This is a genomic window from Pseudoalteromonas sp. SA25 (assembly GCF_011378705.1).
GTDB classification, from domain to species: Bacteria; Pseudomonadota; Gammaproteobacteria; order Enterobacterales; family Alteromonadaceae; genus Pseudoalteromonas; species Pseudoalteromonas arctica.
This window is the reverse complement of sequence record NZ_WTKV01000023.1, coordinates 60854-81604: the sequence shown is the minus strand read 5'-3', so window position 1 is coordinate 81604 and position 20751 is coordinate 60854. Positions and strand designations below refer to the sequence as shown.

The window sequence follows — 20751 nt, the reverse complement described above, 5'->3', positions numbered from 1 at the left end:
TAACACCATTCAGTTAAGCATGCTTTGACTTAATGGTGTACCGAGTTTTTGAAATTCGAACGGTCCTACTTTTGGGCCGTTTTCTTTTTTCTGGAAGAATATAACGTTTCACTCGTTCTCGCATTGCCCTTAATTTCTTTGGAATTGAACCTGGCGAAGCGATGGCACACCAGAGTATTTCATCCTGTATATCCCGCAAAGCCATGACAAAACTAATTCTCAGCGGGGAGACTTTAGCCTCTTTGGCTATTCGACTTATCTCTACTCGAATTAAATTGTAGGCTAGCAATATACCCCATAGCTCTTGATTGACTCCATCCACAGTCTGACTACGCAAAAGAATACTATCCTCAAGCATCTGGTGTTTTATTTCTCCATAGCTATTTTCAATTTCCCAGCGCTCGAAATAGACATCAAGAATGGCCTGTGCACCAAAAGCCTGTTTATCATCCAAAGAGCACAGCAGACCTTTTATTTTTCCAGGCCCCATTGGCTCAGGATAAAGAACCAGTCTGGCCTGCCAGCACTCAGGAAGCGAAGGGTCTTGTTTTCTGGCATGCGCAGATACACTCATCTCTACTTTGAAGTCATGCTCAGAGTAAGATTCAATGACGGTGTATTGCGTGTTGCTTTTAATCGGGACCATCCAGTGCGACTGTGGGTGTTGCTTACGCCAATTAATCAGTAGCTCAGCGCTGAGATAACATCGGTCAAAAATAGTTAGACTGTTATCACTTACATGACCAAATAACTGCTTTGCGTAGTTCACCTCACCTTGATAACTGGGCCCGAAGGCAACGTGGTGTATCAACCGGCTACGCAAGGAGCTTAAGGCGCATAGGCGTACAATAGGATATTCTGTATGACGGTTTTTACTGTGCTTAATATAGTGAAAGTGCTCAGCAAGAGCTGGTGTATCGGGTGCACGAAATTGCGTTCCATCGACAGAAAATAACCGGAGTCCATACCACGTATCATCAGCATCTTCTTCTTGTGTCCAATGGGCTGCACATAGGTGAAATAAGGCTTGGAGGGGGTCGCTACTCAGGCGCTGTCTCGCTTGAGGAATAGCACTTGGAGCAACCGTATCGCCCAGGGTATCAGTGAGTGTTAAATCTAACTTCTCAACAACGTCACTAATAGAGCGGTCGCGAAAAAGACCCATTGCAATGATAAGCCAGACGACAAGCTCAGCAGGTAACTTACGTTTGCGAATACTTGCTTTATCGGTCTGTTCGAGCACATTAGAAATCCACTCAAGAGGGATATGTTTCTGAAATGTAGATAAAGAGTCAGGAGTGGCGAATATATCCGTATCAAGTAACCAATGACTAAGCATAAAAATACCCTCATAATCAAAAGATGATAAGGGTATTGTGAAGCAACCAAAAGATCGGTCAACCGATCAAAAATACCTTAACTGATCGGTGTTAGCTAATTAGCGGCTCTTTTATTTTTAATTTACCTAGTAAATTAAGCGCTTAGCGATGCCATATCAATAACAAAGCGGTATCGTACGTCAGACTTTTCCATACGCTCGTATGCCGTGTTAATTTCGTCTATGTTGATCATTTCGCACTCAGGTAGCACGTTATTTTCACCACAAAAGTCGAGCATTTGTTGCGTCTGTGCAATACCACCAATAAGTGAGCCTGCAATACGACGGCGACCCATTAATAATGGCACCGTGCTTAGCTCATCTACAGGGCCAACTTGGCCTACAATAACTAAAGTGCCATCTACATCAAGTAGTGGTGTGTAAATAGATAAATCATGTTTTACAGGTACCGTATCTATAATGACGTCAAAGGCAGATTGCGAGTCTTTCATTTCGTCATCATTAGATGACACTAAGTAGTGCTGAGCACCCAATTTAACCGCATCATCTTTTTTAGACTCACTACGGCCAATTACCGTAACGCTTGCGCCCATTGCAACTGCATTTTTAACAGCCATATGGCCAAGTCCGCCTAGACCAACAACACCAACACGGCTACCTTTTTTTACGCCCCATTTATGAAGTGGCGAGTAAGTAGTAATACCTGCACAAAGTAGCGGTGCTACGCGAGAAAGGTCTAAATTTTCTGGTACGGAAAGTACGAATTCTTCGCGTACAACGACATGTTTAGAATACCCACCTTGGGTCATTTCACCACTAATGCGGTCTTTGCCTGCGTAAGTACCAATCATACCTTCGCGGCAAAATTGCTCTTCATCGTTATCACATTGATCGCAGCTTTGGCACGAATCAACCATACAACCAACAGCAACCGTGTCGCCTTGCTTGTATTTTTTAACGTCGCTACCTACCGACATAACTTTACCAACAATTTCATGCCCAGGTACTAATGGGTAGTCACTGCCACCCCAATCATTTCGTACGGCGTGTAAATCTGAATGGCACACACCACAGTATAAAATTTCAATTTCTACATCGTTATTTCGTAAATCGCGGCGCTCAAAAGAAAATTCTGTCAATTCAGAACCTTGGCTTTTTGCTGCATATCCTACTGTTTTCATAATAACTCCATAGTGGTTAAAAATTTAAATCATCAACAGCATAGTACATAGCCTGTGAATAGAACCTGACAATATAAAATAGGCACAAAAAAAGCCCAAACAGTGTTTGGGCTTAATCGTTAGGACTAGGGAGCTAAATTTAATTATTTTGCAAGTAAGCTGTTTAATTCATTAATAATTGAATGAATGCGCTCTGCATTTTTTCCTAAATCACTACGCCCTACTCGCGACTTACTACGAATATCAACAAAACGTTGGCTGCCTTCATCTTTAATACGAATAACCACATCGTCTTTAAAACCAAACCACGTTGTTGTATCGGTAGCCTCTACAATACCTGTAGCCGTGTTTGCACTTACTACTGCAAAACCAAGATTTTTAACTGCTTGTTCGCTTGCTGTCATCAAATCGGCTTTAGATTGTGCGAAGCTTAACGTTGCCAGTTCAGGGTATGCTTTGCGTTGCTGTACTGCCGTTTCTTCGCCCGCGTATTCTACTGGGTTAGATGCGTTTGCACGTAGTGGCGCAATTGCTACAAATTTTGGTGGGTTAACTAAATCTGTTGAAATGTCATGAATTGCCGGTACGCCTTTAGCTTTGTTCATCATGTTAAGTGGCATAGCAATAGCCACAACCGAAAACACAAGTGCAATAACACCACTGCTTAGCGTTAACGTTTTACGCATAAATAGCGCTTGTATTATAAGTAGCACCAATGCAGCGCCACCAGCATAAACGCCAAATCTAAATCCCGTAAACGCAACCTTTAGCTCTACAATACCAAATTTATACAAAGGCCCTGGCAGTATGACGAGTAAAAAAGCGATTAAACTAACTAAGCTCACTAAAACTTTCATTTTATGATTCCTATATTGTGTGTGATTTTTATTATTAAAACAGATAAGCACTATTAACCAGTAGCTTATACTACTAACAAGTGCTTTTAGATTACTATTAGCGACTAATTACACAAAAAAGTCCAATGTTGTGTGATCAAAGTTACTCAAGTTTGGAAAAATATCAACAAGTTCAGAGCTTGGCACACCAAACCACTGAGCCAATGTGGCAAAGTACTGCTCATTAGCAACACTTGGAATTAAACGCCCGCCACCGGTATCTTGTGGGCCATCCAAATGTTGAGTTAGTAGCTCGCCATATATATTGCCGCCTTTTACTGCGCCGCCCATTACTATTTGGTTTCCTGCCCAACCATGGTCAGTGCCATCGCCATTTGAGGTCAACGTGCGACCAAAATCAGACATAGTAAACGCAGTCACTTTATCTGCCATATCAAGCTCTTTCATCGCGCTATCAAATTCACTTAACCCTTGAGCTAACGTATTTAATAAAGCAGGGTGCGTTGTTAATTGGTTATCGTGCGTATCATACCCCCCCATAGAAACAAAAAACACTTGGCGCTGAGTGCTCAATTTTGCCTGTACGCTAATTGTTTTAGCGACTGCTGCAAATTGCTCACTAAGACTATTATCGCTAAATGGGGTAATAAGTGCAGGCGCGCTTTCTAACGCGCTGTTCATTGCTTGAGTGTTATTTATCGCACTTGTTAAGCCATTGGCATAAGCTGTACTTAACGGATGGCTCGTATTGCCTAGTAAGCGGTTCATAATAGAAGTTACGTGCTCGCTACGAGGTTGATACCCTCCAAACGCGTTAATACTACTAATGCCACTTTTGTTAAGTGCAAATGCATTGCTAGTACTTCCCGTTTGCCATAAATTAGTACCGTCGAGTGATACATTAGCTGCAAACTCATCTTGTAACTCTAAACGCTCTAAAAGTCGTGCGCCCCACCCGCTATTAAGTGATTGTTTTTCTCGACCATACATCCACGCAGCTTGCTGATCGTTATGCGAAAACAAATGCTTAGGCAAACCTATTGCTTTATTTTTATAGTCATTCAATGTTGTGGGAGCGAGTAAAGTACCTACCCCGCCTACAAATGCTAAATTTTGAGATTCAAACACATTTTGTATAGGTTCAAGTGAGGGATGAATACCGACTCCACCGGCAAACTGGCTTTTAATACTTAACTCAAGTGGGCTCTCTACCGCCAGGTTCTGCCTACTTTGCTCGTAAACACTACGTTGCTCGCCTTCAAGCGGAACTAGCATATTTAACGAATCATTCCCTCCGTATAAATACACACACACTAATGCTTTGTAATCTCCTAGCTCAACTGCATTAGTCGCTCCAGTTAATGCTTGTAATTGCAGGCTCGTTAGCGCGGCAGCCGATACACTGCCTTTTACACATAACGACAAAAACTCTCTTCTATTAATGCTCATTATGCGCTCCTAATACTGCACGTTAAATTCAGGTGAAATAGCAATCATATATAATAAATACGAAACCCGTTCACGGTATTGCTCTTCATTGAAATAGGCATCTAAATCAAGTAACGCTTGGCGCGTGTCACTGCTCATTGCACCTGCAAAATATAACGTGTTGTACTGAGCTAATAGCGCGCTAACACCGTTTTTCTCTAAAACATTCATGTCGTCTTGAACATAAATATAAATACTATTTGAATTTAAATCGCTGCGCGCTTCTGCGGTACTCCATACTAAACTTGCATAAAGCGCGTTCATGGTACCAATCAGTGTTGCGTCGTTTGCTATTTGTAATTCTGGCGCAACAATACCTTCATTTCGCAAAGCTGCGGTTTGATAATCAGGCCTAAAAAAGTTAAATACCGAAGCCGACTGCATGGGTCCTTGTCCGTAGCTATTTATTAAATTCCATGTTTTATAATAACCCGCTGGCGATTTAGCATCGAGATTTCGCCAAAACTGTACAGTTTTTAAAATAGGCTCTTTAATTTTACCTTGGTAATTAAGCACTGAGCCAAAATGCCGCGCTTCATCATCTAAATAAATAGCCTTTACTACCGCCGCTAAATCGCCGCGTACACCAGCGCCGTTATCAATAAATATATTAGCTACTCGCTCAACGTATTGGGGTGTTGGGTTTGACGTAATTAATCGCTGAATAAGCTGCTTGCTAATAAACGGCGCAACATTTTGATGGTTAAATAAGTTATCGAGGGCTATTTGCATTGACTCTTCTGCTACATAACCTTGTGGTATAACCTCACCGTTTAGTAAGGTTTTTTGTTTACTAGAATGGTACTCGTCAAATGCTTCCATTGCCTTAATATAATCACGACTTTTACGCTTAAATGTTTCACTATCGGCAAACGTCCAACCAGTAAATACGCGTGCAAAACCCTCTATTTCTACCTGTCCGTAAGTGGCAATGGTATTACCTTGTGCATCAAGCTTGGCGCTCCCATCTAGATTTAGTTCTTCAAGGCCAATAGTAAATAACTGCATTACTTCACGTGCGTAATTTTCGTCTGGGCGAATATTAAGTGTATCGTCTGCTTTTTCGTTACCCAAATGGCTTAAGTAAGTCCCCATAATAGGCGAAAGCGTCACATCTTCGAGTAAGTCACGATAATTACCAAAGGCATGCTTTAGTAATAAATCGTAATAAGTGATCATGCCCTCAGGTTGGCCTCTTAAGGCACTATTTTCATCCGACACCACTAATATTTCACTTAACGCAAACGCAACACGTTGACGAAGTTGATCGTCACTTTGCATTACTGCTTTCCACCATGCATCTATGCGGCTTATGTATTTAAAGTCGTCATCGTCATTTAGCTTTACTAAATAATCACGGTGATAATTAATAGGTAGCGCTATTTGTTTATCAAGCCATTGCTGCTCGCTTAAACCTTGTGCGTTTTGTATTTCACTAAGCTTAGGCCCCATTGTTGCTTGGTGTAGTAACCGTGCGGCGCTAATCTCATCCATATTATTGCGCGCTATAAAGCTCAGCGTTTTTACACTGCTTGCCCCTTCATTGTCGGTTGCTGTGATCGAAAAAGCGTAATTAACAGGCTTATAACTTTGCGCATTTAGCAGTGTTACTGAGGTGGTTACTGCCTCTAAAGGCCCGCTAATTAGTTCAGGCCCTTGCGTTTGTTGCCATACAACAGATGTAATAGTGCCGTCTTTATCACTGGCTGTTGCTGTTAGCTCAATTGTTTGGCCCTTACTTAATTCACTAGGAATATCAGCGACTGACAAAATGGGGATTTTATTTCCGTTAACGGTTGGCGTATCATCTGAGCCTGAACCACCGCAAGCGCTTAGTATAAAAACCGAGCTTGCGATCAGAGCAAATTTATAATGCATGTAAAGTCGTCATCATTTGTTAATTAAAGTACGTTAGTGTGTACCGAGTTTGATGCATTTATTGAAACACAAAATTTACAATTTAACTCTTTATTTTTTGTAACCAAATCATGAACGCCCCATTAATAATGCACTAGCTGCAGGGGTAAACAGCCAGAGCTTTATTATTTATGAAAACAGAAATTCGCTATTGTTTTGAATCTTCACAAGTTGCTAACCGGTTTTTACACGAGCTGAAAGACTGGCCGGTTAACGATGTAAAAACACGACTTTTTAATGGCGGCGATAGTGTAAAAGTGACATACGAATACGACGAAAGTGGTTTTGATTATACTTGCGCCGAACTTGACGACCTAGCACAGAGCCATGGCGGAAAAGAGGTTTAAGCGTTTTATAATAAAAAACAGCTGATGCATCTTTAATAATTCACTTGAATTATATAGATTTGATTGATGTTTTATCTCTACCTGAGTTTTTCGCTTCGTAAAGCATTATGTCAGCTTCTTTAATTAGTGATTGCATAGACACATTATTACTACTTAAGGTTTCTTTTGTAGCAAATACACACCCAGCACTAATTGTTAAATATTCACGTACAGGCGACGCTTCATGAGGTAGATTTAATTCCCTAACCGCCAAAAGCAATTGCTGAGATATATCTACAAACTCTTCATAAGAAAGCTGTTTAAAGAATAATATGAACTCTTCGCCGCCATAGCGCGCCACTGTACCTGTGTTTTGCTTAGCTACTTGCTTTAGCTTTTGGGCAAGAGCTTGTAAAACGTTGTCTCCGCCTTGGTGACCATAAAAATCGTTATAATTTTTGAAATGGTCTACATCAAGTAATATTATTCCAAAGGCATTTTTTTGCTGTTGAGCCTGTTCCCATTGCGCCGCAATAATTTCGTCAAAGGCACGCCTGTTGTAAATTTGGGTTAACCCATCAATTTTACTTATTTTTTCAAGCTTAAAATTTTGATCTTTAACTTGTTTAATTAATGCATTAAACCCGCTAATTAAAACGCGCATCTCTAAAAATTTATTACTGAATCTCAGAGGCTGTAAATCGTTTTTAACCAGCATTGAATTGATAGCGGACGCACCGTTAATAAGTGGTTCAATAAAGTAACGATTTACAATATAGAAACTCAAAAGTGACATTACAAAAAACATTAACAAAATAAGTTTTAAATAGTGATCAAATAAAACTGGCAGTGTTTGATGGTGGTGCTTAATGTTCAAAGCAATAAGTGGATTACCGTTTATATCTAGAATCACCCTTTTCCTTTGAGTGGCAATGTCCTCTCCTTGGAGGCTCCCTTTAAGCGTCGCAATATCGTTTAAAGAACTAGCCTGTTCTATTTGTGAGTAGCTAAGCTCCACTTGTGCAATCTCAGCTAAGGACTTGATCAACGACGGTCTTACTTTTTTTATAAAAACAATACTACCAACAGGCTCACCTGTTTTATCTGTTCGCTTTATTACATGCGATGCAAACATGACAGGGCCGTCCGCTGTTTGCAAAAAACCAGAATGGCTTAAACTGTTGTCGTCTTCAGAGGCTTTTGAATTAGGAATAATTGCGCGGTTTAATTTATTAACCTGTAAATCTAAATCAGGTGCATCAAACTCAGTATGTTTAATATAATTATACGCTTGCCTGTAAACCATATTAAAGTTTATATCGTAGATAAACACACCATCAATTTTGAGAGAGTAGAAGGTGTCACCTACAAAGTTTGAATCTACATATTCTACGTCAAAATCAGCCATGTAATTATAGGTATCATCCCATACGGCGTAGTCATAATTGAGTGTTTCTAAAAATATAAACTCTCTATCAAGCGCAATTTTAAGACTTAATAATTCACGATTTTGATAATCTTCAATACTAGTGTTTATGGTCGGCAGGCTAAAGAAATAGCGGTACCCTACTAATAAACTTGTTACAAAGCACATTAAAATCAAAGTACCTATTATTACAAAAAATCTTAATGTCATAGTCTCTATCTAATCGTGTAAAATTAAGTCAAAGTAGCTTACATTTTTATATTTTAGACTCCCTGTACCTAAATAATAAATAATTAGCTTCTTACTAAAGCGTAGTATAAATTCATGAGCAGGAATAAACAAAGTTTACTATTAAATTTTATAGCGTTAAAACTTTAGCCCTTTCAATAATATATTTAATATAGACATAAAATTATACCAATTCGCTTAATTAAGTGGTCTATTTTGAGGGCGGAAAAACGTGTTGATAGCTAGGCAAAAAATTCACTATTTAGTTGTTCTAAATGGGAATTTTTTAACGCAGGTAGCGACACGTTTAGCCCCGCAAAATGATTAAGTATTATTGCGGATTGGTATTACACATTTAAAGTAGTACAAAAAGCTGAAATTATTCCACTACAGAAAATTCAACTTTTGATGGAGACGAACTCGCAAGCTCCAGTACTTCGTAATAATTTAAACCATCTATTTTTTTGCCAATAATAAAGTAATTCATTTCCCCCATCATGGTCGGGTCGCCCATAATATCGTCTAAGCTTTGCACGTCAGAAAATTGAATTGCGATTAAAGCGCCTAAAAAACGCATGGAATCTTGAGGCTTTAATGCTTTTAAAACTTTATTAACTCCCACTTGAGTTGTCTCTGGTGTGGAGCCATCAAATCTAAAATCATTTTTTGTACTAACGCATGCACTAAGCATTAATATTGATAATGCGATAAGTAAATGTTTCATATATATCCTTATTTGTTATTCGTGATACTTGCGGATCATCGCCACTTTGCCGTTTTCAATTTCAATCACTTCCATCATTGTGGAGGTATACTCAATTGGCTGTTTATTTTGCGGATGAATACCTTTTACATAGTTTTTATAACGAATAGCAAAGCCTGTATCGTTAAACACAAATGTATTAAGCAGTGTGCTTTCAAACAACGTGTGCGCACCTAAGTAAAAACTCATACCTTTGCGCATCTGCTTTTTACCATCTGGAGTACGTGAGTCATCCGGTTGATACGGAATATGCTGATTGCCAATATCATCGGTTAACAATGCAAGGTAAGCCTCAAGCTCTTTAGCACCTGCGTTAGGTGCTTGTGTGGCGGTCATTGTTTTATAGTACTGCTGCGCAAACGCATTTAAGTCGAGTGGCTTTTCAGCATAAGCCGAAAAAGCAGTTACTAGAGCCAAACCTAACGTTAAAAGTAGCTTCATCACTTATTCCCTGTAGTTAAAAATATTGATTCATTTATAGGAACACTATATTAATATGTTCAACAATAAAACAAATAGTTTTAAGTACTAACACCTACATTTTGCTCTTTACTCTGTTGGTTGCAACGCTGTTGGCAGGGTCGTCTGGCCAAAAATGTTTAGGGTAACGACCTTTCATTTCCTTTTGCACATCGCGGTAACTGCTAGCCCAAAAGTGCGCTAAATCTTGAGTAAGTTGCAATGAGCGTTTACCTGGCGATAACAACTCCATAAGCAGTGGCAGTTTACCGTTGGCAAGCATAGGCGTACTGGTCAAGCCGTAAACTTCTTGCATACGCACGCTTAGCTTTGCGGGGCCATCAAGCTGGTATTCTATTTTTATATTTGAGCCACTTGGCACCGTTAAGCGCAGTGGTAACAGTGCTTTTAACGCGGTTTGTTGTTGCCAATCAAAACAGTTTTGTAATGCTTCAAAGTAGTTAAACTTTTTAAGCTGCGTGAGCGTTTTAATATCTTCTAAAAACACGCTTAGCCACTGCGCTGCATTTTGAATGAGTTGTTGCTCATTTGTTTTTGGAAATTTATCGGGTAATAACTTACTTGCTAGACTCATACGTATCAGCAATTGCTGCGCATCAGGTTGCTCGTTAAATAATGCAAAACCGTGTTTAGCAAATAAGTTTAGCCACGCTTTAGCGCGCTCGCTCTTATCTAGTTTTTGTTTACTAGGCTGGCTGCTGAGCGTTATAGCCCCGAGCTTTACTTCATCTTGATGAATAAAACGTGCTGATTTTTCGTCAAACTCACAGCGAGTAAGTTCACTAAATAAATGCGGTAAAAATTCTTGTAACTCAAATGGGTTAAGCGCGGTGGCTGCAAATATACGCCCTCCTTTGTGCCCGCCCATGGTTGCTATAGCTAAGTAATCGTCGTTGTGCCAGTAATCGGCATTTAACTCAGCACCTGCACCATTGGCAAGTAGGTAACCATTACCGCGTTTTTTAGCGATGCGATCTGGGTACGCCAATGCCACTAGCAAACTAATATAATGCGTATTTAATTCGCTGTTTTCGTCTTTTACTTTTAAGCGGCTTTGCCAATATTTTAACTGCTGTTTAAATACCGGATGCGGACGTTGCTGTTGGCTATGCAGCGCTAAACTCAACTCGTTTGCACTGTTTACTCGGCTCTCAAGTAATGCCACTAAATAAATAGCGAGCCTAAAAATACCAGGGAGTTGGTCATCAAGTATTTGTGCTTTTAATAGCATATGCGCCAAACGAATATCAGCACCAAAACCTAACATTTTACTGCCAAGCGGTGTGAGCTTACCCTTGCTATCAATAGCTTCTAGCATGTTGAGCAGGTTACTTGCTTGCTCGCATTGTTGCTCAGTAGGCTTATCAAGTAGGGTTAGCTCATCAATACTGGCTCCCCACTGCTTTGCCTCAAGCATAAGTTGGCTTATGTCTGATGTGAGTATTTCGGGATTGTCGTGGCTATTACGTCGCTCAAAGGTTTGCTTTGAGCCAATTCGATAAACAATGCCCGGCTCTATTCGCCCTGCACGTCCTGCTCGCTGCACAGCAGAGGAGCGCGATATACTTTGTGTTGTGAGCTCTGTGACCCCTGTTTTTAAATTAAAGGTCGCTGCACGGCGCTTGCCGCTGTCAATTACAATGCGTATGCCTTCAATAGTTAAACTGGTTTCGGCTACATTGGTGGTAAGCACTACTTTGCGCATACCGTTTGGTGCAGGAGCAATAGCAGCTTGCTGATTAGCTTTATCTTGCTCGCCAAATAGCGTTGCGACTATGCAGTTACTGGGTAAATCGTTCAGTGCTTGTTGCACGCGTAGTATTTCAAATTGCCCAGGTAAAAACACCAATGCGCTACCTGTTTGCTCATTAAGTGCTTGTTTTATTATGCTAGGAATTGCATCAAGCCAGCGGCTTTCATCTTTTATGGGTATGTATACTTCGTCTATTGGGTAGCTGCGACCGCTTGATTGAATTACAGGGCAGTCAAAAAACGCTGTATAACGCTCAGTATCAAGAGTTGCCGACATAAGCATAATGGTTAAATCTTCACGCAGCGCACTTTGGGTCTCGAGCGCAAAGGCAAGTGAGGTATCGGCTGCAATTGAACGCTCATGAAATTCATCAAATATCAGTAAATCAATATCGCTTAATTCGGGGTCGTTTTGCATCATGCGCGTTAGCATGCCTTCGGTAACTATTTCAAGACGCGTATTAGCGCTTACTTTACTCTCGCCCCTAATCCGCAAGCCCACACTTTGCCCAACACTCTCGTTTTGGCACTTTGCTAGGTAGCTGGCTATATTACGAGCAGCTAAACGGCGAGGCTCTAGCATTACAATACGTTTAAAATGCCCATCGCGCATTAGTTGCAGCGGCAACCACGTAGATTTACCCGCACCAGGCGGCGCTTGTAATAACGTAATAGGATTACTTTGTAATGTAGTAACGAGTTGTTGATATATGTCTTGAACCGGCAGCACAGCTATTTACCCTAAATTGCTTTGCAGGCATTGTAACAAAAAACCGCAGCGACACCGCGGTAGATGTTTATTAATAATTGCTATTAACTACCCGACACCATTCTAATTCGATCTGCAGGCACTCGTAATTGCTGCATTAAGTAAATTTTAAATGAGGCTTCGTAAGGTTGCTTATCAACCGCTTTTTGCATGCATAAAAGCCATGCGTCACTTTGCTCAATTCCTACATGTAAATGTTTGTGCGCTTGAGGAATGTTAATACTGCCAAAATGTTCAGCGTATAATTTAGGACCACCTAACCAGCCCGACAAAAAATAAGCGAGCTTTTTACGTGATGCTGATAAATCTTTTGAATGCATACTCCTTATATTTTCAGCCTCTTTTAAAGCGTCCATATTATCGTAAAACGCATTCACCAATTGTGTAATACCTGCTAACTCACCTGCCATTTTGTATGAGCAGTCATCCACTCCGTATTCACACGTTTTTGTATTCATAACTCACTCAGGTTAACTACTTTGTTTAATACCTGCATATTAGCTTAAAACAAAAATTTAAGAATGAGTTACATCAAAGTGGCGTAACTTATGTCAGCAATAATTACAGGCTGCTATGTATATTTTTTAATAAATAGCGCAATATCAAAAACAAAATCGCTCAACATAAAAATATAACCAACTGATAATAAAAGTAATAAAACTATTATTATTCATTGGTACAAGGCTTGCTACTTTATAACTGACAGTTAATTCACTAACCTAAAGTAAGGATAAACTTATGAACAGCGATCGTATCGAAGGTAATTGGAAAGAACTTAAAGGTAAGGCTCAACAAAAGTGGGGCGATCTTACCAACGACGATTTAGATAAAATTGAAGGTAGCCGTACAGAGCTAGTTGGTAAAATCCAGCAGCAATACGGTAAATCTAAAGAAGAAGCAGAGCGTGAAGTTGATGAGTTTGAAAAAGGTCGTTAAACCCCGTTAACCGCTTTTAAAAAAACCGCCATTTGGCGGTTTTTTTGTTTAAGCTGTAGGTTATTTAGCTACGCTTTTAATTGGTTACCAATCGGTAACTGCCTAATACGCTTTCCGCACGCTGCAAAAATAGCATTACATAATGCTGGCGCATAAACCGGTGTAGATGGCTCGCCAACACCTGCTGGTGGTGCATCGCTTTGTACAATTTCAACGTCAATCTCAAGAGGTGAGTCGCTCATACGCGGTACGCGGTAATCATGAAAGTTACTTTGCTGTACGCGCCCTTTATCAAAGGTAATACCATCGCTGATTGCAGTTGTAATACCGTAAATAGAGCCACCTTGGGTTTGGTTTTTAACCGTGTCGGTGTTTACAACCGTACCCGCATCAATGGCAACCCACGATTTAATTACTTTTAAATCGCCAGCATCCGACACTTCCACCTCAACTACCGTAGCTACGTAAGTTAAAAAGCTTCTATGTGCTGCTATGCCTAAACCTCGACCTTTAGGAAGTTCTCGACCCCATTTACTCATGTCAGCTACTTTTTCAATAACATGGCGCAGCCTGCCAATATCTAACGGATAAACCGCTTTATCGCCACCGTAATTATCGTATGTAGCATTTTGCTCAGTTACATCAACAATACGACTCGGACCTATCGTGTCTAGTAAATAGTCTTTTTGGTCGCGACCGGCTTTGTGCGCTGCTTCACCAATAAATGACTGAATAGCAAAGGCATGAAAAATATTTGATACAGAACGCATCCAACCAATTCGTGCTTTAGCAGGCGCATCACCGTTTTCTAACTTCATATTAGGTGTGTTAATAGGGTTATCGGTAAATCCTAAGCGCAGTTCAAAGCTTCCTGGCGTAGTCGCCCCTTCTGAAAAGGTAGAGGTAATTGGTGAAAACGCGGTGCGGTGTAAATACGATTCTATTGCGCCATTTTTATCTAGCGATGCTTCAATGTGCTGAGCCGAAACTGCATGGTAAAAACCATGTTGTATGTCGTCTTCACGCGTCCATTGCACGCGAATAGGCTTGCCTACTTTCATTGAAAGATAAGCTGCTTCTGCTGAAAAGTCAGGTTTTGACTTACGCCCAAATCCCCCCCCTAACATGGTAACGTGAACATTAATTTTGCTCTCATCCATGCCAAGCATTGCCGCCACTGTTTTCATATCGGCTTGTGGATTTTGCGTAGCAGCCCATATATCAACACTGTCTTTGTTGTACATAGCTGTTGCACAAGGTGGCTCCATTGGTGCTTGAGCAAGGTGCGGCGCGTAATAATCAGCTACGAGTTTATTGCTCGATTTAGCCAACACGCCCATGGCATCGCCTTTATCACGTATGTTTGCCTGTGGAGTTTGTACTGTTTTTAGTAATGACTTTTTAAATTCTTTTGAATTGTAATCGCCATTTTTGCCATCATCCCACACGACTTTTAATGCTTTACGCCCTTGCCATGCAGCCCATGTGTTTTTAGCTATAATCGCAATGCCGCCTTTTGGCTGAAACTGCGGTGCGCCTTTTGGTGCAGGTATTTCAATAACATCTATAACGCCGTTTATCGCTTTTGTAGCACTGGCATCAAACGACTTAACAACACCGCCTACTACCGGCGGGCGTTCAATTATAGCCACCAGCGCTTGTGGTTCCCGTACATCGGCTGCAAATATAGCTTTACCTGTTACTAAATCGGCTAAATCTATGTGCGCCATGCCGGTATTAATATAACGCCATTCTTTGCGTGTTTTAAGCGTTAGTTTGTCAGCTTCTGGTGGCGTTATTGTAAGCGCTAAGTCGATTAAATCTTTATAAGTAAGCAATTTACCTGAGCTGTGTGTAACAACGTGTTGATTAGCAGTACAGGTTTGTGGATCAACTTTCCAAAACTTAGCGGCAGCGTGCTGCATCATGTAACGTACACTTGCGCCCATTTCACGCAGGCGCTGCATGTTGTAGCGAATACTGCGCGAGCCATCGGTATTTTGATCGCCGTATTTAGGGTCGCCCTTACCCTGAATAACAATAACCTTATCCCACGCGGCTTCCATTTCATCGGCAACAATTTGTGCAATCGCGGTGCGAATTTGCTGACCCATTTCAGAGCGATGGCAGGTTATTTCAACCATGCCGTCTGGGCGCAGTGCAATAAATAAGTTTGCGCGTTTTGCCAGCTCAGATGGCTGCTCTAACACACCCGCAAATGCTCTTGGCGCACTGCCTACAAAATAAGTACCGAGTACCAACGCACCTATTGCACTGGTTTTTAAAAACTTACGGCGGTTTAAATCAAAGTATTTGTTATCTTGGTTCATACTTCTTCCCCTTGTTCATTTGGGTCAAAATACTGAACACTCGCCATGGTTTTAGCAGCTGATTTAATTGCTTTATGAATACGCGGGTATGTACCACAACGGCAAATATTTCCCGACATATTACTTACTATTTCATCGTCGGTAGGGGTTGGGTTTGCAGCTAATAAGCTTGCAGCTTGCATCATTTGGCCGCACTGGCAAAAACCACACTGCGGTACTTTATGCTCAACCCATGCTTGTTGTACTGGATGGTCGCCCTGCTCGCTTAACCCTTCAATTGTAGTAATTGAAAGACCCGCTACTGCCGCTACAGGTAATACACACGAGCGCTGAGCTACCCCATCAATATGCACGGTACACGCACCGCACTGTGCCATACCACAGCCAAATTTAGGCCCAGTTAAATTCAATTCGTCTCGGAGATACCATAATACTGGCGTTGACGGATCGCCAGAAAACTCATGTTTATTACCATTAATGGTAAGCGTGATCATACTAAACTCCTTGGCAAAGCGCTTTACAGGAGGGTTCCTTGTTGCGCGAGAACTATTTTTAATTACTTACTACTTTTAGCCTACCACTTAGATCTGTTTTATAAAAATACTAATTATTAGAACGTTTTACTGTTAAAAACAGATCTACATTATCAAGCATACTAAAACATACATTAATGGGTGCTTATAACATCTTCAGACAACAATCGCTCATCGTCTTTATAAACTTCAAGCCAACCTGGTGGTGATGTATCGCAGCCAATAATGGTTACTTGTAGCACATAACTATAGCGACCCTTTTTAAACGTATAATGATGATTCCCGCCGCTGCCCTCAAATGTGATATCGCCATTTAGTAAAACCATATCAGGCTTGTCACTTGGCTTTTTATTAATACCCCACACTGCATAACGGTAATTTCCATCACCTAAATCATCAACACGAATATGGTAGTTAGCCGTTTTCCAATCGAGTACTGGCTTTTCAAAGTTATTAATACTTGAATGCAAAGATTGCTTATCGTCTTCGATTAGTCTTTTAGCAAGTGCCTGCTCTTTAGTATTTTGTGCATTTACAGCAATAATTTTACCGTCGGTATCTACCCACATAACGCCGTTATTTAGCATAATGCCGCGCCAACCTACGCTATCCCAATCGGTATTAATATTAGAGCTGCCAATAACAGCAATAAGCTCGTCGTCAAACACTTCATCAAAGCGGTTAATAAACTCAGCCTCATCTTTAATGTCAGGTATCGGGTATCGTCGTTTTAATGGGTAACGAATAAGTGCAGCAATTGCAGGTTTATCGTGATCTGTAAAGGCAGCAATAACAGGTAAAACGAACTCGTGATACTTTTGCTCAAGCGCAAATGTGCTAGATGTGAAAAGTAGAGATAAGCAAAGTAAGATGAAATTTAGATACTTCATTTTTAGTCCTTTAGTTTTTGATTCGCTATTATTTTCTGCAACTTATTAACCAGATGTTTTATATCAGTAATAGCCTGATATAAATCATGAGGAAGAATATCAATTACCTCGTTTTCTTTGGTATACCCATTTCTATGAACAATATCATGTCTTATGTCGATGATTAATTTCACTTTAGAAGTGTCTATATTTATTTTACAACCAAGTACTTTTTCGTACATTTCCATGGTTTTATCAATTTTGTGAAATAATACTTCACTAACGCACTTAATTGCCAACCCACTTAAACCCATTCCTGATTCAGATAAATCAAACAATGAATATTTCGTATTTCTTATTTGTTCCAAACGCTCTATCGCATTATTGAGATAAACTTTATTTTCAGATATTAAAGCTTTTATTGAGTCCCCTAAGAAAGCTTCTAGAAGTGTTACTGAGTATGAATAACACATCTTAATTATTAAATTTTCATTAAGAGGTATAGGTTCAGAAAGTGAATTTTCAGCAAGTTTTTTGATATTGGTTAACTCAGTCACAAAATTTTGATAGATATCAACTGAGCCATTTTCTTTTAACCATTTTATCTCTGAAATCCATTCATATTCATCATTTAAATAATCTTGATAAGCTGAATAGTCATTGAGTAAACTTTGCCACTCCTCAGATTCAACTGTTAAATTTTGATCAGTAAGCCTTTCGCGAACCCATTTTTCAGCCTGTTTCTCTTGTTCACCAAATAAAACTTCTTTTATAGAGCTCAAAATATTTCCTTATAATTTATGTTTAAATAATGAATATATTAACTATTTTTAATACTTTAAAAATAAGTTTTCTTAATAAAAAACGAGCCAAATTAGGCTCGTTTTTTGTTTTAACTGATAGTTGACCGCTGCGCTTTTACTCCGGATCATACCCCAAGTTAGGCGATAGCCAACGTTCAGCTTCTTCAAGCGTCATATTAGTTCGCTTGGCGTAATCTTCTACCTGATCCTTTTGCACTGCGGCTACTGCGTAGTACTTAGCCTCTGGGTGTGAAAAGTACCAACCCGAAACAGCAGCACCTGGCCACATGGCGTACGAGCTAGTTAGCTGCATACCAATGCGTTTTTCGGTATCGAGCAACTGCCAAATTTTCTTTTTCTCGGTGTGCTCTGGGCACGCGGGATAACCTGGCGCTGGGCGAATACCTTGGTAGTTTTCACGTATTAGCTCATCGTTTGCTAGGTTTTCGTCTGGTGCAAAACCCCAATACTCTTTACGTACTTTTTCGTGCAGGTATTCTGCAAACGCTTCTGCGAGCCTGTCGGCAACCGCTTTAATCATTATTTTATTGTAGTCGTCTTGTTGTGCGTCAAACGCATTCGCTAAGTCGTCTTCTTCTAAACCGCCCGTTACTGCAAATGCGCCAAAATAATCTGGTGTACCTTTGGGTGCTATATAGTCGGCTAGGCAGTAGTTAGCAAAGTCGGTTTTTTCGGTTTGCTGACGTAAATGACATGAGGTAGTTAACAGCTCTTTGCGTGTTTCGTCGGTGTATATTTCTATGTCGTCCCCAACGCGGTTAGCAGGGAATAAACCTATTACGCCAAGTGGTTGCAAACTGCATGCTTTTTCAAGGTCGTCTAACATATCGTTAGCGTCTTTAAATAAGCTTTGCGCTTGCTCGCCTACTACTTCATCGGTCATTATGCGCGGGTATTTACCAGCGATTGACCACGTCATAAAGTATGGCGTCCAATCTATGTATTTACGTAAAGTGGCAATTGATACGTTTTTAAACTCGATCACGCCAAGCTTTTTAGGCACTGGTGGCGTGTAGTTATCCCAATCAAGCTTTGCTGCGTTATCACGGGCACGCTGGATTGTAACAGGCTTAGAACGTGGTTTTTTACGCGCTTGTTGCTCACGTACTTTTACATATTCAGCTTGGGTTTTTTCTAAAAAACCAGGCTTATGCTCTTTTGATAATAAATTAGATACTACACCTACCGCACGGCTGGCATTACTTACATACACTACGCCTTTGTCATATTGCGGCTCAATTTTTACTGCGGTGTGCGCTTTAGAAGTAGTTGCGCCACCAATTAACAGCGGCAGTTCAAAACCACGGCGTTTCATTTCTTTTGCTACGTGTACCATTTCGTCAAGCGATGGGGTAATTAAGCCCGATAACCCAATAATATCGGCTTTTTCGTCGATTGCGGTTTGTAATATTTTATCAGCCGGTACCATTACACCTAAGTCGATTACTTCATAGTTATTACATTGCAGTACAACACCCACAATATTTTTACCTATGTCGTGTACGTCACCTTTTACGGTCGCCATTACTATTTTACCGTTAGTTGAGCCTTCTTCTTTTTCAAGCTCAATGTATGGGTCTAGGTAGGCTACGGCTCGCTTCATTACGCGCGCCGATTTAACAACTTGTGGTAAAAACATTTTACCTGCGCCAAATAAGTCGCCTACTACGTTCATGCCGTCCATTAACGGCCCTTCAATTACGTGAATAGGTTTAGCTGCTGCGGCGCGGCATTCTTCGGTATCTTCATCTATAAAGGTAGTAATACCTTTAACAAGCGCGTGCTCAAGGCGTTTTGCAACAGGCCATGTGCGCCACTCTAAATCTTCTACTCGCTCGGCTTGCGCCATACCTGAGTATTTTGGTGCAAGCTCTACTAAACGCTCGCCTGCGCCTGAGTCGGTGTTAAGTATTACGTCGGTAACGGCTTTACGTAGTTCTTCTGGTATATCATCGTAAACGGCTAGTTGCCCCGCATTTACAATACCCATGTCCATACCAGCTTGAATAGCGTGATATAAAAACACCGAGTGAATGGCTTCACGTACGGGGTTATTACCCCTAAACGAAAACGATACATTTGATACACCGCCCGACACTTTACAGTGCGGCAAATTTTGCTTAATACGGCGAGTGCCTTCAATAAATTCTACGGCGTAGTTATCGTGCTCTTCAATACCGGTGGCTACGGCAAATATATTAGGGTCGAATATAATATCTTCTGGCGCAAAGCCAATGTCTTCTACCAATATTTTATAACTGCGCGCACATATTGCGAACTTACGGTCTGCCGTGTCGGCTTGCCCGTCGGTATCAAACGCCATTACAACAGCGGCTGCACCAAAGCGTTTTATTATTTTAGCTTGGCGAATAAACGGCTCTTCACCCTCTTTTAACGATATTGAGTTAACAATTGCCTTGCCTTGAATACACTTTAAGCCTGCTTCTATTACTTCCCATTTTGAGGAGTCGACCATAATTGGTACGCGAGAAATATCAGGCTCTGAGGCTATTAAGTTTAAAAACTTAACCATAGCGGCTTTTGAGTCCAACATGGCTTCGTCCATGTTTATATCAATAACTTGTGCGCCGTTTTCTACTTGTTCGCGTGCCACTGTTAGCGCGGCTTCAAAGTCTTCTTCCATGATTAAACGTTTAAACATGGCAGAACCCGTTACATTGGTACGTTCGCCGACATTAGTAAATACTGCTATTTGTTGGGTCATGCTGGCTC

17 protein-coding genes are annotated in these 20751 nt (G+C 40.7%); 2 read left to right on the top strand and 15 right to left on the bottom strand.

From position 1 onward, the window contains the following. Window positions 1-13: 13 nt before the first annotated feature. The 5 genes from GQR45_RS17115 to GQR45_RS17095 form a co-directional block, all read right to left on the bottom strand. Window positions 14-1339, bottom strand: coding sequence for an IS4 family transposase (locus GQR45_RS17115; RefSeq protein WP_165725782.1), 1326 nt, complete (start codon window positions 1337-1339; stop codon window positions 14-16). A 134-nt stretch (window positions 1340-1473) separates the two neighbouring features. Beyond that, the gene (locus GQR45_RS17110) at window positions 1474-2520 is read right to left on the bottom strand and encodes an NAD(P)-dependent alcohol dehydrogenase (protein WP_165726575.1); all 1047 of its coding nucleotides are present in this window, start codon (window positions 2518-2520) and stop codon (window positions 1474-1476) included. Window positions 2521-2663: 143 nt separating this feature from the next. Then, on the bottom strand, window positions 2664-3377 hold the full coding sequence (locus GQR45_RS17105; RefSeq protein WP_165726574.1) for a DUF1499 domain-containing protein: 714 nt from the start codon (window positions 3375-3377) through the stop codon (window positions 2664-2666). Between the two features lie 108 nt (window positions 3378-3485). After that, window positions 3486-4826, bottom strand: a complete 1341-nt coding sequence (locus tag GQR45_RS17100) for a DUF1501 domain-containing protein (protein WP_165726573.1) — start codon at window positions 4824-4826, stop codon at window positions 3486-3488. A gap of 9 nt (window positions 4827-4835) precedes the next feature. Then, entirely contained in the window at window positions 4836-6743 is a 1908-nt protein-coding gene (locus GQR45_RS17095) for a DUF1800 domain-containing protein (protein ID WP_165726572.1), read from the bottom strand. A gap of 170 nt (window positions 6744-6913) precedes the next feature. Between GQR45_RS17095 and GQR45_RS17090 the strand changes: the two genes are divergently transcribed. Beyond that, complete coding sequence (locus GQR45_RS17090; RefSeq protein WP_002958138.1) at window positions 6914-7129, top strand: hypothetical protein; 216 nt, start codon at window positions 6914-6916, stop codon at window positions 7127-7129. 49 nt (window positions 7130-7178) lie between these two features. Here GQR45_RS17090 and GQR45_RS17085 read toward each other — a convergent pair whose 3' ends face one another. The 5 genes from GQR45_RS17085 to GQR45_RS17065 all read right to left on the bottom strand — a co-directional run bounded on the left by GQR45_RS17085 (window position 7179) and on the right by GQR45_RS17065 (window position 12984). Further along, window positions 7179-8744, bottom strand: a complete 1566-nt coding sequence (locus tag GQR45_RS17085) for a diguanylate cyclase (protein WP_240920264.1) — start codon at window positions 8742-8744, stop codon at window positions 7179-7181. A gap of 397 nt (window positions 8745-9141) precedes the next feature. Continuing rightward, window positions 9142-9486, bottom strand: coding sequence for a DUF6694 family lipoprotein (locus tag GQR45_RS17080; protein ID WP_007581228.1), 345 nt, complete (start codon window positions 9484-9486; stop codon window positions 9142-9144). Between the two features lie 15 nt (window positions 9487-9501). After that, complete coding sequence (locus GQR45_RS17075) at window positions 9502-9966, bottom strand: nuclear transport factor 2 family protein (protein ID WP_007581226.1); 465 nt, start codon at window positions 9964-9966, stop codon at window positions 9502-9504. Window positions 9967-10060: 94 nt separating this feature from the next. Continuing rightward, window positions 10061-12487 (bottom strand): ATP-dependent helicase HrpB, encoded by a 2427-nt coding sequence (gene hrpB / locus GQR45_RS17070; protein WP_165726571.1) that lies wholly within the window; start codon window positions 12485-12487, stop codon window positions 10061-10063. A gap of 83 nt (window positions 12488-12570) precedes the next feature. Then, window positions 12571-12984, bottom strand: a complete 414-nt coding sequence (locus GQR45_RS17065) for a group II truncated hemoglobin (protein ID WP_165726570.1) — start codon at window positions 12982-12984, stop codon at window positions 12571-12573. 280 nt (window positions 12985-13264) lie between these two features. Between GQR45_RS17065 and GQR45_RS17060 the strand changes: the two genes are divergently transcribed. Next, a complete protein-coding gene (locus GQR45_RS17060) occupies window positions 13265-13462 on the top strand; it encodes a CsbD family protein (protein WP_007581220.1) in 198 nt (65 codons plus the stop codon). Window positions 13463-13530: 68 nt separating this feature from the next. Here GQR45_RS17060 and GQR45_RS17055 read toward each other — a convergent pair whose 3' ends face one another. The 5 genes from GQR45_RS17055 to metH form a co-directional block, all read right to left on the bottom strand. After that, window positions 13531-15792, bottom strand: a complete 2262-nt coding sequence (locus tag GQR45_RS17055) for a molybdopterin cofactor-binding domain-containing protein (protein ID WP_165726569.1) — start codon at window positions 15790-15792, stop codon at window positions 13531-13533. Further along, on the bottom strand, window positions 15789-16286 hold the full coding sequence (locus tag GQR45_RS17050; RefSeq protein WP_002958127.1) for a (2Fe-2S)-binding protein: 498 nt from the start codon (window positions 16284-16286) through the stop codon (window positions 15789-15791). Before GQR45_RS17050 ends, GQR45_RS17055 begins: the two co-directional genes overlap by 4 nt. A 173-nt stretch (window positions 16287-16459) precedes the next feature. Continuing rightward, window positions 16460-17215 (bottom strand): hypothetical protein, encoded by a 756-nt coding sequence (locus GQR45_RS17045; protein WP_165726568.1) that lies wholly within the window; start codon window positions 17213-17215, stop codon window positions 16460-16462. Between the two features lie 2 nt (window positions 17216-17217). Next, complete coding sequence (locus GQR45_RS17040; protein WP_165726567.1) at window positions 17218-17976, bottom strand: hypothetical protein; 759 nt, start codon at window positions 17974-17976, stop codon at window positions 17218-17220. Between the two features lie 136 nt (window positions 17977-18112). Further along, entirely contained in the window at window positions 18113-20743 is a 2631-nt protein-coding gene (gene metH / locus GQR45_RS17035; RefSeq protein WP_165726566.1) for a methionine synthase, read from the bottom strand. Window positions 20744-20751 lie beyond the last annotated feature (8 nt).